The organism is Micromonospora sp. WMMA2032, assembly GCF_002688545.1.
Taxonomy (GTDB): Bacteria; Actinomycetota; Actinomycetes; order Mycobacteriales; family Micromonosporaceae; genus Micromonospora; species Micromonospora sediminicola.
On the sequence record NZ_CP024052.1, the window covers coordinates 5808291 to 5821706 of the forward strand.

At 75.0% G+C, this 13416-nt stretch carries 13 protein-coding genes and 1 riboswitch; of the genes, 4 read left to right on the forward strand and 9 right to left on the reverse strand.

What is annotated here, in order from left to right:
* Positions 1–9 precede the first annotated feature (9 nt).
* The 4 genes from CO540_RS27060 to CO540_RS27075 all read right to left on the reverse strand — a co-directional run bounded on the left by CO540_RS27060 (position 10) and on the right by CO540_RS27075 (position 5604).
* Positions 10–1083: a hypothetical protein gene (locus tag CO540_RS27060; RefSeq protein WP_099164122.1), complete on the reverse strand. Its 1074-nt coding sequence runs from the start codon at positions 1081–1083 to the stop codon at positions 10–12.
* Between the two features lie 4 nt (positions 1084–1087).
* Positions 1088–1218: riboswitch (cyclic di-AMP (ydaO/yuaA leader) on the reverse strand.
* Positions 1219–1362: 144 nt separating this feature from the next.
* Entirely contained in the window at positions 1363–2277 is a 915-nt protein-coding gene (locus tag CO540_RS27065; protein WP_099164123.1) for a cation diffusion facilitator family transporter, read from the reverse strand.
* Between the two features lie 76 nt (positions 2278–2353).
* Positions 2354–4471, reverse strand: coding sequence for an AAA family ATPase (locus CO540_RS27070; RefSeq protein ID WP_099164966.1), 2118 nt, complete (start codon positions 4469–4471; stop codon positions 2354–2356).
* Between the two features lie 185 nt (positions 4472–4656).
* Positions 4657–5604, reverse strand: coding sequence for an alpha/beta fold hydrolase (locus CO540_RS27075; RefSeq protein WP_099164124.1), 948 nt, complete (start codon positions 5602–5604; stop codon positions 4657–4659).
* 149 nt (positions 5605–5753) lie between these two features.
* Here CO540_RS27075 and CO540_RS27080 point away from each other — a divergent pair, with 149 nt between their 5' ends.
* Complete coding sequence (locus tag CO540_RS27080; protein WP_099164125.1) at positions 5754–6389, forward strand: carbonic anhydrase; 636 nt, start codon at positions 5754–5756, stop codon at positions 6387–6389.
* Positions 6390–6426: 37 nt separating this feature from the next.
* Here CO540_RS27080 and CO540_RS27085 read toward each other — a convergent pair whose 3' ends face one another.
* A complete protein-coding gene (locus CO540_RS27085; RefSeq protein WP_099164126.1) occupies positions 6427–6756 on the reverse strand; it encodes a hypothetical protein in 330 nt (109 codons plus the stop codon).
* Positions 6757–7082: 326 nt separating this feature from the next.
* On the opposite strand from CO540_RS27085, the gene CO540_RS27090 reads away from it, so the two are divergent.
* From CO540_RS27090 to CO540_RS27100, 3 genes are all read left to right on the forward strand, one after another.
* A complete protein-coding gene (locus CO540_RS27090; protein WP_091572550.1) occupies positions 7083–7574 on the forward strand; it encodes a DUF3145 domain-containing protein in 492 nt (163 codons plus the stop codon).
* Positions 7575–7598: 24 nt separating this feature from the next.
* The gene (locus CO540_RS27095; RefSeq protein ID WP_172967945.1) at positions 7599–9323 is read left to right on the forward strand and encodes a glycoside hydrolase family 3 protein; all 1725 of its coding nucleotides are present in this window, start codon (positions 7599–7601) and stop codon (positions 9321–9323) included.
* Between the two features lie 116 nt (positions 9324–9439).
* Positions 9440–9661 (forward strand): hypothetical protein, encoded by a 222-nt coding sequence (locus CO540_RS27100; RefSeq protein WP_098746816.1) that lies wholly within the window; start codon positions 9440–9442, stop codon positions 9659–9661.
* Between the two features lie 47 nt (positions 9662–9708).
* Here the strand turns inward: CO540_RS27100 and fabF are convergent, their stop codons facing one another.
* From fabF to CO540_RS27120, 4 genes are all read right to left on the reverse strand, one after another.
* Positions 9709–10935, reverse strand: a complete 1227-nt coding sequence (gene fabF / locus CO540_RS27105; RefSeq protein WP_099164128.1) for a beta-ketoacyl-ACP synthase II — start codon at positions 10933–10935, stop codon at positions 9709–9711.
* Between the two features lie 2 nt (positions 10936–10937).
* Positions 10938–11177: an acyl carrier protein gene (locus CO540_RS27110; protein WP_007072348.1), complete on the reverse strand. Its 240-nt coding sequence runs from the start codon at positions 11175–11177 to the stop codon at positions 10938–10940.
* Positions 11178–11264: 87 nt separating this feature from the next.
* Positions 11265–12209, reverse strand: a complete 945-nt coding sequence (locus CO540_RS27115; protein WP_091572567.1) for a beta-ketoacyl-ACP synthase III — start codon at positions 12207–12209, stop codon at positions 11265–11267.
* A complete protein-coding gene (locus CO540_RS27120; protein ID WP_099164129.1) occupies positions 12210–13379 on the reverse strand; it encodes an acyltransferase domain-containing protein in 1170 nt (389 codons plus the stop codon).
* Positions 13380–13416 lie beyond the last annotated feature (37 nt).

The window sequence follows — 13416 nt, forward strand, 5'->3', positions numbered from 1 at the left end:
GCGTAGTGCTCAGTAGACCGACAGGTGCACGTGGTTGGTGTGGTCGCTGGACGGGTCGCCGTTGCCGCCGCTGTACGACTTCCAGCCGCTGCTGGGCAGCCAGATCTGCTTGAACCAGATCACGTAGAGCACGGCGAGCGGGTCGGCGTTGCGCACGAAGTACGCGGCCAGGTTGTTGCCGTACGTCTTGTCGCCGCCGCTGGCCACCCCGCCGAAGCCGTCCTTCTGGGCGGCGAAGTCGCAGGCGCGTCCCTTCGGGTGCTCGCCGGACCCGCTGGGCCGGTGGCAGGAGACGTACCGGGTGAAGCCGGCCGCCTTGGCCTGTTGCAGCGCGTGCAGGGTGCGCGGGGTGATGCAGCCGTCGGCCGGCGTCGGGTCGTTGACGCTGCACGACTCCGCCGGCCAGGAGCCGTCGGAGTTGCGCTTGGCCGGCGTCGCGTTCGCCGTCGAGGTGCCCCGGACGCCGCCGCTGCCGGCGGACGGCCGGTCGTTCGCCACCTCCAGCGCTCGCTCGGCTTGCTGCTTGCGCTTGGCCATCACCGTGACCTGCTTGCGCTGCTCCCGGATCTCGCCGTCGAGCGCGGCGCGGGTCCGGGTCGCCTCGTCCCGGGTGGTGATGAGGTCGCGCAGCGTCCGGTCCTCGTGCGCGGCGACCTGCTCCAGCGCGGCCGCCCGGTCCATGAAGCCCTCCGGGCTGCTGCTGCCGAGCAGGGCCGCGGCGGTGCCCATCCGGCCGGTGCGGTAGGCCACCTCGGCGATCTCGCCGACCTTGGCGTCGCGTACGGCCAGTTCGGCGCCGACCGCGTCGAGTCGCTCGGTGAGCTGCTTCTGCCGGGCCACCGACCGGCTCAGCGCGGCCTTGGCCTCCAGCCAGCCCTTGCTGGCCGCGTCGAGCTGGGCGCGCAGTTCCGGCGTGCCGCCCTCGTCGTCACCGCCGGGGGCGGCGCGCAGGCCGGTCGGGGAGGCCGACCACGTCGCCGCGGCGGGGGAGGCCGGCACGGTCACGACGCCGAGGGTCAGCATCGCGACGAGCAGGGCCGCCATCCGGGCGGCCGTCCGTCGTACAGGTGCCACTGGGGGCATTCACATGTCCTTCCGTCAACCGCCGACCGGGTTAGCTGACGGGTTCGGGACGGAAGATCCCTACCGCTGACGCGGATGCACCCCACGTACGTGGTTCCCCGGCTCGCCCTGCGGGCGATTAGGCGACGGCCGCTCCACCGGCGCCGGGGTGGCGCCCCGCGGTGTGGCCGCGACCGAGCCTACCGGCGTTGCCCGGGGTCGGCTCCGTGGCCCGGAGCGGTGATCCCGGCAAAGCCGGCATTACGCCACAATAGCGGCCGAGATTTAAGTTTGCCCTAATTACCACTCGGTCGGGCCGCACGCTCCGGCCGACGCTCCGGGTTCGATCTGCAACGTGGCGTGATCGATCGAGAAGTCCTCGTGCAGGGCGGCCCGGGCGGCGGCCAGCACGGTGGCGACCTCGGCGCCGGGATCGGTGGTCAGGTGCGCCGAGGCCACCTCCATGCCCGAGGTCAGCGTCCAGACGTGCAGGTCGTGCACCTCCGCAACGCCCGGCACGGCGGCCAGTCGGTCGTGCACCGCGGTCACCTGGAGGTGTTCCGGCGCGGCCTGCACCAGGATGCGCACCGCCGCCCGGCCGAGCCGCCAGGTGCGGGGCAGGATGAACAGACCGATCGCCACGGCCACCAGCGGATCGGCCCACCACCAGTCGGTGACCGCGATGACCAGCGCGGCGCCGATCACCCCGAGCGAGCCGAGCAGGTCGCCGAGCACCTCCAGGTACGCGCCGCGCAGGTTGATGCTCTCCTGCGCCCCGGAGCGCAGCAGCGCGAAGGCGCCGACGTTGGCGAGCAGGCCGAGCACCGCCACCACGAGCATCGGGCCGGCCAGCACCTCCGGCGGGTCGCCGAACCGGCGTACCGCCTCGACCAGGACGTAGACCGCGACCGCGCCGAGCAGCACCGCGTTCGCCAGCGCCGCGAGGACCTCCAGCCGGTAGAGGCCGAACGTGCGCTGCGGATCGGTGGTGGCGCGCCGGGTGGCGGTGATCGCGGCCAGCGCCATGCCGATGCCGAGCACGTCGGTGAACATGTGCCCGGCGTCGGAGAGCAGCGCGAGCGAACCGGTCGCGAAGGCGGCCACCGCCTCGACCAGCATGAGGGCGGTGAGCAGCGCGAACGCCGCCCAGAGCCGGCCCCGGTGGCGGTGCGCCGCGTTGGTCACCGCACCGCTGTGGTCATGACCTGCGCCCACGCACACACCCTTCCCTCCCGCACCCCGGCCAGGCCCAATGTATGTTCACATCGCTATGTGTGCAAGTGAGGGTGGATCACCCGGTCGGGTCGAGCGTGGTGAGGCGCTGGGTGGCCCGGGACAACGCGACGTAGAGCGTGCGCACCCCCGAGCCGGGGTCGGCCCGGATCTCGCTCGGCGCGACCAGCACCACGCCGTCGTACTCCATGCCCTTGGCCTGCAGGCTGGTCACGACCTGGAGCCGGCCGGCGCCGAGGCCGTCCAGCCAGCCGGCCACCTCGTCCCGGCGCGGCACCGGCGTGATCACGCCGACGGTGCCCTCCACCTCGCCCAGCAGGACCCGGGCCGCCTCGACGGTGCTCGCCGGCAGCTCGGCGGCGGGCACCGTACGCTCGACCGGCGGCACGCCGGTGGAACGCACCGCGTCGGGCAGCGTCAGGTCCGGATACAGCCGGCGGATCTCCGCCGCCGCCACCGCGAAGATCTCCGCCGAGTTGCGGTAGTTGGTGGTCAGCTCGTAGCGGTGCCGCTTACGCCGGCCCAGCGCCTGGTCGCGGGCCCGGTCCAGCTCCTGCGGGTCGCCGGTCCAGGCGGTCTGCGCCGGGTCGCCGACCACCGTCCAGGACGCCAGCCGGCCCCGGCGCCCGATCATCCGCCACTGCATCGGCGAGACGTCCTGCGACTCGTCCACCACCACGTGGGCGTAGTCGCGGTAGTCCACCGGACGCTCCCGGGCCGCCGCCCGGGCGGCGCGCTGCCGGTCGGCGTGCGTGCTCAGCTCGCGGACGCCGCCGGCCAGCTGGTAGGGGTCCCGCTTCGGCTTCGCCCGCCGCACCGGAGTGCCGAGCAACGCGTCCAGCTCGTCCAGCAGCGCGACGTCGGCGACGGTCGGCCCGTCGGCGTCCAGCGACCGGTACGCCTCGGTGAGCGACCGGATCTCGGCCGAGGAGAGGATCCCGCCGGCGTAGCGGCGCAGCCGGTCCGGGCGGGCGAGCCACCCCAGCACGTGGCGCGGGTGCAACCGGGGCCACCAGGCCTTGAGGAACTCCCGGAACTCCGGCCGCTCGATGATCTCGTCCTCGAACGCGGGCTGCTCCGGCAACCGGCCCACCCGCAGCGTGCGGGCCTGCGCGTAGAGCGCGGCGAGCACCGCGTCGAACGCCGACCGGCGCACCTCGTTGCGGCGCGCGCCCCGGGTCAGCGTCCGGTCCCGGATGCCGTCCAGCGCCGGCCGCTCCAGCCGCAGCAGCTCACCGCGGTAGAGCAGGCGCAACTCCGCCGGGGAGTCCGGCACCGCGTCCCGCACCGCCCGCTCCAGCACCCGGCGCATCCGCAGCGACCCCTTCACCGCGGCCACCTCCGGCGGATCGGTCCGGGTCGCCGACATCCCCGGGAAGAGCGAGCCCAGCGAGTGCAGCGTGGCCGTCTCCTCGCCGAGCGAGGGCAGCACCGAGGCGATGTACTCGACGAAGACGCCGGACGGCCCGACCACCAGGATGCCGCCGCCGGCGTAGCGGGCCCGGTCGGAGTAGAGCAGGTACGCGGCCCGGTGCAGCGCCACCGCCGTCTTGCCGGTGCCCGGGCCGCCGGAGACGATCGTGACGCCGCCGGCGGGGGAGCGGATCGCCTCGTCCTGCTCCCGCTGGATGGTGGCGACGATGTCCCGCATGCCCCGGCCGGTGGCCCGGGACAGCGTGGCCAGCAGCGCGCCGTCGCCGACCACCGCCATGTCCGCCGGGGCCGCCTCCGGATCGAGCAGGTCGTCCTCGATCCGGGTGACCTTCTCCGCGGCCGACTGGATCGTGCGCCGGCGGACGACGCCGCGCGGCTCGGCGGGCGTGGCCTGGTAGAACGCCGCCGCGGCCGGCGCCCGCCAGTCCACCACCAGCGTCTCCGCGTCCTCGGCGCGCACGCCCAGCCGGCCCACGTGCAGCACCTGCCCGGTGCGCAGGTCCAGCCGGCCGAAGACCAGCCCCTCGTGCTCGGCGTCCAGCACGTGCCGCCGCTGGGCGGCGTGGAAGACCATCGCGTCCCGCTCGACCAGGGCGCCGAAGGTGCCCACCCGGGCCAGCCGGTACCCCTCCCGCTCGGCGTCGGCCGCGGACCGGCGCAGTTCGGCCAGCCGGGCGTACACCCGGTCGAGATGCCGCTGCTCGGCGGCGATCTCCCGGTCCAGCGTGGTCTGGTCGGTCAACGCGGTGCTCCTGGGGTCGGACGGCACGACGGGCTGAATGAGGGTACGGGCCGCCGGCAACGCGGACGTCGGGGCCATGCCGCCGGCCGGGGCCGCGTCCACGGCGGTTGCCCGTTATCCGGTCGTTCCCACCCGTTTTCCGGGCCGTCGCACCGCGGCCCGGCGTGGCACCGCGACGGTGGCCGTCAGGGTGTGACGGCGGCGACGGCGGCGGGGTCGCCCCCACCCGCGCCCGGCGCCGCGAGGACCCGGTCCAGCACCCCGGCGACGGCCGCGTTGACAGCGTCCGGCCGTTCCATCATCAACATGTGACCGGCGCCGGGGCAGACGGTCAGCTCGGCGGTCGGCAGCGCCGCCGCGATGGACTCGGCGCAGGGCGGCGGGGTGAGCCGGTCCCGGTCGCCGACCAGCGCCGCCGCCGGCAGCCCGCCCAGCGCGGTCAGCGTCTCCAGCCGGTGCTGGGCGCCGATCGAGGCGCGGAACCCGCCGATCGACCGCAGCGTGGCGTGCGCCACCGCCGAGGTGACCAGCCGGATGTCCGCCGGGTCGCAGCGGTCGCCGAAGAGCATCCAGCGGATGCTCGGGCGCAGCGCCCGCAGCAGCGCGTGCGGGGGCCGCCAGCCGCCGCAGCGGGCCAGCACCCCGGCGCCGGTGGTCTCGGCGAGGCGGATCAACCGGGCGATGCGGGGCGAGAGCCCGTAGACCGTGTGCGTGTGCCCCTCGGCGGTGGTCGAGACGAAGACCAGGCCGGCGGTGCGTGCGGCGAACCGGTCGGGGTGGCGATGGGCGTACTCCATCACGGTCATCCCACCCATCGAGTGCCCGACCAGCACGACCGGCCCGGACGGGACGATCTCGTCGACCACCGCCGCCAGGTCGTCGCCGAGCTGCGCCAGCGTGGCGTCGCGCAACGCCAGGCAGCTCGACCGGCCGTGGCCGCGCGCGTCGTAGGTCACCAGGCGCACCCGGTCGGCGAAGCGCTCACGCAGCTCGGCGACCTGGTGGTGCCAGCTGCGCCCGTCCAGCGTCCAGCCGTGCAGCAGGACGACGGTGACCTCGGCGTCGACCGGTCCGCTGACCGTGACGTGCAGGCGCACGTCGTCGGAGAGCCGCAGTTCCCGATGCTCCGGCATCGTCCACCTCCCCCGGGCCGACCGGCGCACGCACCGGAGTGACCCGGCGGTAACACCGGCGTTACCCGCCATGACACCACGGCAACCGGGGTGGGGAGAAGATTCGACGTCCGGCCCCGCCCGGTCGGATCGGTGACCAGGCTGGAGACATGCCCGCCACCCCCGCCGCCCGCAGCCCCCGGGCCGCCCTGGCCGAACTGCTCACCGGCAACCGCCGGTTCGTCAGCGGCCAGCCGCTGCACGGGCACGACGTGACGGCGGCCGCGGCGGTGGCCTCCGGCGACCAGCAGCCGTACGCGGTGCTGCTGGGCTGCATCGACTCCCGGGTGCCGCTGGAGGCGATCTTCGACCAGACGTTCGGGTCGATCTGTGTGATCCGCACCGGCGCGCACGTCCTGGACCGGGCGGTGTGCGGCTCGATCGAGTACGTGGTGGGCCAGCTCGGCGTACGGCTGGTGATGGTGCTCGGCCACGAGCGCTGCGGCGCGGTGGGCTCGGCGGTCGACGCGCTGCGCACCGGGCGGCGGCCCGCCGGCGCGCTGGCGTACGTGGTGGACCGGATCGCGCCGGCGGTGGTCGAGGTCGGCGTGGACGACCCGGCCGCCCATCCGCTGGCGATCCGCCGCCACGTCCGGCGCACGGTGGCCGCGCTGCGCGCCGACGACCTGCTCGCCGGGCCGGTGGCGGCGGGGGAGCTGGCCGTGGTGGGCGCGCTCTACGACCTGGCCACCGGCGAGGTCACCCTGCTGCCGGAGGAGGAGACGCGGAACCGCCCGCCGGGGTGATCCCCGACGGGCGGTCCGGTGGTGCGGGTGAGGGCGCTCAGCCCTCGAAGACGCCGGCCTCGACGAGACGCTTCTCGGTGGCGTCCCAGCCGTGGCCCGGGTGGGCCGCGGCAAGGCCGTTGATCTCGGCGCGGATCTTGGCGGCGTGGCCGGCGGCGGCCAGCACGCGGATCTCCTCGACGAAGGCGTCGGAGTCGGTGCGCAGGTGCGCGGTCTTGCCGTTGGTCAGGTTGCGCACGTAGGCGTGCTTGCCGCCGTTGAGCGGGATCAGGTACTTGAACTCGCCCAGCACGCTGAGGGCGCCACCCTGGCCAGCCTGGCCGGCCCGGACTGACGCGCGCGCGGTCTTAGAGGTGTTGCTCGCCACGGAGGTACTCCTTGCAGACGTACGGTGGGGACGGGATCCGTCCGGGGGCTGTGCGAGTGACGCCCGGGGTGAGCGCCGGCCCGCGAAGACGTGCGGCGGCACAGAACCGCCCAGAGAACTGTACACGAACCCGACGCCTGGCTGGTCGTCGCGCCGTCAGGGTGCACAACCGGGTCAGCCGCCCGGGTATTTCCCGCCGCCCGGCCACGGCGAATTTTCCGATTCGCTGGCGCACCACCTGTCACAGCGGTCATCATGTGTGCCAGGGACCACTCGGGTGACGAGGTCGTAGGGGAAGACGCACCTCGGCTCACCGGGAGGTCACCGTGCCAACGCGTGGCGTCGTATACGTCCACTCGACCCCGCTCGCCGTGTGCTCGCACGTCGAGTGGGCGATCGCGCGCGTCCTCGCCGCGCCGGTCAACCTGCACTGGACGGCGCAGCCCGTCGATCCGGGCGCCCGACGCGCCGAGTGCGGCTGGACCGGCAGCCCGGGGACGGGCGCCGAGCTGGCCGCTGCCCTCCGGCAGTGGCCCATGATCCGTTTCGAGGTGACCGAGGAGCCCGGTCCCGGCGTCGACGGCGAGCGCTTCATGTACGTCCCGGGCCGGGGCCTGTTCCGGGCCACCGTCGGGGCGGCCGGCGACATCCAGCTCGGCGAGGACCGGCTGCGCGCCCTGATGGCCGCCGCCCGCGCGCCGGAGGCGCTCGCGCACGCGCTCGACAAGGCGCTCGGCACCGCCTGGGACGCCGAGCTGGAGCCCTACCGGTACGCCGGCGACGGCGCGCCGGTGACGCTGCTCACCCGGGTGGGGTGACGCCGGCCGAGTTGCCCCGATACGGTGGGGCGCGTGTCGATTTCCCCGCGACGCTCCGCCGTCGCGCTCGCCGCACTGACCGCGCTGGTCGTCTCCGGCTGCTCGGACGGGCCGGACCGCCCCCGCCCGGCGCCGTCGACAGCGGCGCCGTCGTCGGCCGCGCCGACCACCACCGTCGACGACCCGGCCGCCCGGGCCGCCGCCCTGGTCGCCACGCTCTCCGACGAGGACCTGGTCGGGCAGGTGCTGATGCCCTACGCCTACGGCAGCTCGGCGACCGACGTGTCCGCCGGGTCGGCCGCCGGCAACCGGGCCCTGGCCGGCGTCGACACCCCCGCCGAGATGGTCGCGAAGTACCGCCTCGGCGGCGTGATCCTGGTCGGCTTCAGCGCCGACGACCCGACCTCGGGCAACCAGGCCACCACCAACGTCGACAACCCGAAGCAGGTCCGCGCGCTGACCGACGGGCTGCGCGCCGCCGCCGGGAAGCTGCCCGCCGGCGCCGCGCCCTTCCTGGTCGGCACCGACCAGGAGTACGGCGTGGTCACCCGGATCACCGACGGCGTGACCCAGCTGCCCAGCCCGCTCGCCGCCGGCGCGGCCGGCAACCCGGCGCTGACCGAGGCGGCCTGGCGGGCCGCCGGCGCGGAGCTGGCCGCGATGGGGATCAACATGGACTTCGCCCCGGTCGCCGACGTGCTGGCCACCCGCAGCACGGTGATCGGCTCGCGTTCCTTCGGCGCCGACCCGGCGACCGCGTCGCCGCAGGTGGCCGGCGCGGTACGCGGGCTGCAGGCCGAGGGTGTCGCGGCAGCCGTCAAGCACTTCCCCGGGCACGGCCTCAGCGCCGCCGACTCGCACACCGAGCTGCCGGTGGTCGGCCAGTCCCGGGCGGTGCTCGACCGGACCGCGTTCCCGCCCTTCCGCGCCGGAATCGACGCCGGCGCGATGGCGGTCATGTCCGCCCACCTGAACGTCAAGGCCGTCGACCCGGGCACCCCGGCCACCTTCTCCCGCAAGCTGCTCACCGACGTGCTCCGCGGTCAGCTCGGCTTCCGCGGCGTGGTGATCACCGACGGGATGAACATGGCGCCGGCGAAGAAGTGGTCGCCGGGCGAGGCCGCGGTGCGGGCGCTCAACGCCGGCAACGACCTGATCCTGATGACCCCGAACGTGGGCCAGGCGTACGACGGGCTGCGCGCCGCGCTGACGGACGGCTCGCTGCCCCGCACCCGCCTGGTCGAGGCGGTCACCCGGGTGCTGACCATGAAGTTCCGGCTGGCCGGCCACGCCCAGCCGGCGCTCGGGACGCTGGACGACGCCGGCCACCGCAAGGCCGCCGCCGACCTGGCCGCCGCCGCGGTGACCGTGCTGCGCGGCCGGTGCGGCGGCGCGGTGCCCGGGCCGGTCAGCGTCACCTCCTCCGGCGGCCGGGACCGCACCCGGGCCGTGCTGACCGAGGCGCTCACCGCCGCCGGGGTGAAGGTGGTGCCGTCCGGCGGCACCGTGGTGCACCTGGTCGGCTACGGCGACGGGGCGAAGGACCTGCGGGCCGGCGCCGACGTGACGGTGGCGATGGACACCCCGTACGTGCTGTCCGGGGCGAAGTCGCCGACGGTGCTGGCCACCTACTCGTCGACCCGGGCCTCGATGACCGCGCTGGCCGCGGTGCTCGCCGGCAAGGCCCGCCCGACCGGCCGGTCCCCGGTCCCGGTCCCCGGCCTCCCCGCCACCACCTGCGGCGCCTGAGGTGTAAGGAGGGGCCCCCTGTTAACGCCTCCGGTAGAGGAGGGGGCCCCGCTTAACACCCCCGGCGGCGGAAACCGGATGCGGCACCGACCGCCCGGCTGGCAGGGTGAGCGCCCATGGGAGAGCCCGCACACGGTTTCCGCTACGTCGAGCGCGCCGACGGCACGGTGGTGATCACGCACCACGGGCGGGTCGCCGGCACGCTACGGGGCGGTCGGGCCGCGCAGTTCCTGGCCGAGGTCGAGGACGACCCGCAGCTGGTGATGGCCCGGTGGACCGGCAACTACCGGCGCGGCAACGAGCGGACCGCGCGGCAGCATCCGCGCAACCGCGCCTGATGTGGGGAAGGGCCCCTAGAAGGGGCCCTTCCCCACATCAGGGCGGCTCAGGGGCGGGTGAAGACCAGCGCCACGTTGTGACCGCCGAAGCCGAACGCGTTGTTCAGCGCGGCCGGGATCTCCAGGTGACGCGCCTTGTGCGCGGCCACGTCCAGGCTCAGGCCCTCGTCCGGGTCGTCCAGGTTGATCGTCGGCGGGATCACGCCGTCCCGGATGGCCAGGATGGTGGCGATCGACTCCAGCGCCCCCGCCGCGCCGAGCAGGTGCCCGGTCATCGACTTGGTGGCGGTGAGCACCGGGTGGTCGCCGAGCGACTGCCGCAGCGCGCCGATCTCCAGCATGTCGCCCACCGGGGTCGAGGTGGCGTGCGCGTTGACGTGCACGATGTCGGTCCGGGCCACGTCCGCGTCGGCGACCGCCCGGGCGATGGCCCGGATCGCGCCCTCGCCCTCGGCGTGCGGCTGCACGATGTCGTACGCGTCCGAGGTGATCCCGGCGCCGGCCAGGCGCGCGTACACCCGGGCGCCGCGGGCGGCGGCGTGTTCGGCCCGCTCCAGGACCACCACGCCCGCGCCCTCACCGAGCACGAAGCCGTCCCGGCCCTTGTCCCACGGCCGGGAGGCCCGCTCCGGCTCCTCGTTGCGGGTCGACATGGCCCGCATCGAGCTGAAGCCGGCGATCGGCAGCGGGTGGATGACCGCCTCGGTGCCGCCGGCCACCACCACGTCGGCCCGGCCGGCGCGGATGATGTCCAGGCCGAGCGCGATCGCCTCCGCGCCGGTCGCGCACGCGCTGGCGACCGAGTGCACCCCGGCCTTGGCGCCCATCTCCAGCCCGACCCAGGCGGCCGGACCGTTGGGCATCAGCATCGGGATGGTGTGCGGGGAGACCCGCCGCGGGCCGGACGCCTCCAGGACGTCGTCCTGGGCGAGCAGGGTGGTGGCGCCGCCGATGCCGGAGCCGACGCTGACCGCCAGCCGCTCCGGGTCGGGCCCGGCGTCGGCCAGCCCGGCGTCCGCCCAGGCCTGCCGCGCGGCGATGATGGCGATCGCCTCCGAGCGGTCCAGCCGGCGCAGCTTCACCCGGTCCAGCACCTCGGCCGGGTCGACCGCCAGCTGGGCGGCGATCCGGACGGGCAGTTGCGCGGCCCACTCCTGGGTGAGCGCACTCACCCCGGAGCGGCCGGCGAGCATGGCGTCCCAGGTCGACGCGACGTCCCCGCCGAGCGGGGTCGTCGCGCCGAGCCCGGTGACGACGACGTCGGGGCGACTCATGATCAGGACTGCGCCTCGATGTAGCTGACCGCGTCCCCGACGGTCTTCAGGTTCTGCACCTCGTTGTCCGGGATCTTGACGCCGAACTTCTCCTCGGCGGCCACCACGACCTCCACCATGGAGAGCGAGTCGACGTCGAGGTCGTCGGTGAAGGACTTCCCCTCGGCCACGTCGTCCGGGTTCACCCCGGCAACCTCTTCGAGGATCTCGGCGAGGCCGGCGGTGATCTCGTCACGGGTCATTGCGGTTGGTTCCTCTCATCGGGGGGTTCTCGGTGCCCGGCGTCGCCGGTCACCGCACCTGGAGCGCGTGCGCGCCCGAGGGGGTCTTCAGGGGCAGCGGACGACCTGACCGGCGTAGGTCAGGCCGCCGCCGAAGCCGAACAGCAGCACCGGGGCGCCCGAGGGCACCTCGCGCCGCTCGACCATCTTCGACAGGGCCAGCGGGATGCTCGCCGCCGAGGTGTTGCCGGACTCGACGATGTCCTTGGCGATGATCGCGTCCGGGATGTTCAGCCGCTTGGCGATGCCGTCGATGATCCGGGCGTTCGCCTGGTGCGGCACGAACGCGGCCAGCTCGGACGGGTCCACCCCGGCCCGCTCACAGGCCTGCAGCGCGAGCGGGGCCAGCGCGGTGGTGGCCCAGCGGAACACCGACTGTCCCTCCTGGGCGATGTACGGCCGCCAGCCCTCGATCCGGACCGCGTCGCTCTTCTCCGGCGCGGAACCCCAGACCACCGGCCCGATCCCGGCCGGCTCGTCGTCGGCGGTCGCGGTGACCACCGCCGCGCCGGCGCCGTCGCCGAAGATGATGCAGGTCGAGCGGTCGGTCCAGTCGGTGAAGTCGGAGAGCTTCTCCGCGCCGACGACGATCGCGTTGCGCGCCGCGCCGGCCCGGATCGCGTGGTCCACCGTGCCCAGCGCGTACGCGAAGCCGGAGCAGGCGGTGTTGACGTCGTACGCACCCGGCGCGCTGATGCCCAGCTTGGCTGCGACCCGGCAGGCCACGTTCGGGCTGCGGTCCACGGACGTGCAGGTCGCCACCACGACCAGGTCGATGTCGGCGGCGGTGAGGCCGGAGTTGGCCAGCGCCTTGCCGGCCGCGGCGGTGGCCATGTCGGCCACCGTCTCGTCGCCGGCGATCCGCCGGGTGACGATGCCCACCCGATCCCGGATCCACTCGTCGTTGGTGTCGACCATCTGCGCGAGTTCGTCGTTGGTGACCACGCGGGAGGGCTGGTAGTGCCCCATCGCGGCGATCCGGCTGCCGGCCATCTAGTGCGATCCTCCGATGCGGACGAGGGGCTGGCCCGGGGCGACCGGGTCCTCGTGGTGCGCGAGCCACTCGGTGAGCGGCCCGCTGTCGTGCGCGGTCACCTCGACCGGCCCCTGCCGGCCGGTGACGTGGCCGACGACCTGGCCGGCGCGCAGCTCGGCGCCCTCGGCCAGCTCGGCGACCGGCCGGAAGACTCCGGCGGCGGGGGAGACCACCACCCGGAGGCGGGGCGCCGGGGGTCGGGCGGCGACGCCGCCGTGCCGGGCGATCAGGGCGCGCGCGGCGGGCAGGTCGTCGGGGGTGTTCAGGGTGACGATCTCCGGCGCGCCCTCGCCCTTGAGCTCCCGCTTCACCAGGCCGGCCAGGGTGCCGGCCGGCGGCAGCTCGACCACTCCGGTGACGCCGAGGTCGGCCAGGGAGCGCATGCACAGGTCCCAGCGGACCGGGGCGGTCACCTGCCGGACCAGGCGGAGCACCGTCTCCCGGCCGTGCCCGACCGGGGCGCCGTCCAGGTTCGACAGGAGGATCCGGGTCGGGTCGGCCACGGCCACGCCGGCGGCCACCCCGGCCAGGGCGGCCTCGGCCGGGGCCATGTACGGCGTGTGGAACGCGCCGGCCACCTGGAGCCGGATGATCCGGGCCCGGGCCGGCGGCTCGGCGGCCAGCTTCTCCAGCCCGCCGACCGCGCCGGCGGCGACGATCTGACCGGCGCCGTTGCGGTTGGCCGGGTGCAGCCCGTGCGCCTGGAGCGCGGCGAGCACCTCGTCCGGGTCGCCGCCGAGCACGGCGGCCATCCCGGTCGGTTCGAGCGCGCAGGCGGCGGCCATCTCCCGGCCGCGTACGCCGGCGAGGGTCACGGCCGCCTCGGCGGGCAGCACCCCGGCCAGGGCGGCGGCGCCCAGCTCACCCACGCTGTGCCCGGCGACCAGCCCGACGTCGTGCATCGGCAGGTGCTCGGCGGCGAGCAGCGCGGCGGCCACCAGCAGCGGCTGGGTGCGGGCGGTGTCCTTGATCTCGTCCGCGTCCGCCCGGGTGCCCAGGTGGACGAGGTCGACGCCGGCCAGCGCCGACCACCAGCGCAGGCGCGCCTCGACGTCGGCGAGGTCGAGCCAGGGGGTCAGGAAGCCGGGCTTCTGCGAGCCCTGTCCGGGGGAGAGTACGGCGAGCACGTGTACGACTCTGACGGATACTCGCGGGTCGCGCTGT

What these genes read in the sequence shown, in the direction of transcription:
- CO540_RS27080 (WP_099164125.1), top strand. Translation starts at nt 5,754, where the DNA reads ATGCCCGCCACCCCCGCCGCCCGCAGCCCCCGGGCCGCCCTGGCCGAA.
- CO540_RS27110 (WP_007072348.1), bottom strand. Translation starts at nt 11,177, where the DNA reads ATGACCCGTGACGAGATCACCGCCGGCCTCGCCGAGATCCTCGAAGAG.
- CO540_RS27060 (WP_099164122.1), bottom strand. Translation starts at nt 1,083, where the DNA reads ATGCCCCCAGTGGCACCTGTACGACGGACGGCCGCCCGGATGGCGGCC.
- CO540_RS27115 (WP_091572567.1), bottom strand. Translation starts at nt 12,209, where the DNA reads ATGGCCGGCAGCCGGATCGCCGCGATGGGGCACTACCAGCCCTCCCGC.
- CO540_RS27075 (WP_099164124.1), bottom strand. Translation starts at nt 5,604, where the DNA reads ATGCCGGAGCATCGGGAACTGCGGCTCTCCGACGACGTGCGCCTGCAC.
- CO540_RS27100 (WP_098746816.1), top strand. Translation starts at nt 9,440, where the DNA reads ATGGGAGAGCCCGCACACGGTTTCCGCTACGTCGAGCGCGCCGACGGC.
- fabF (WP_099164128.1), bottom strand. Translation starts at nt 10,935, where the DNA reads ATGAGTCGCCCCGACGTCGTCGTCACCGGGCTCGGCGCGACGACCCCG.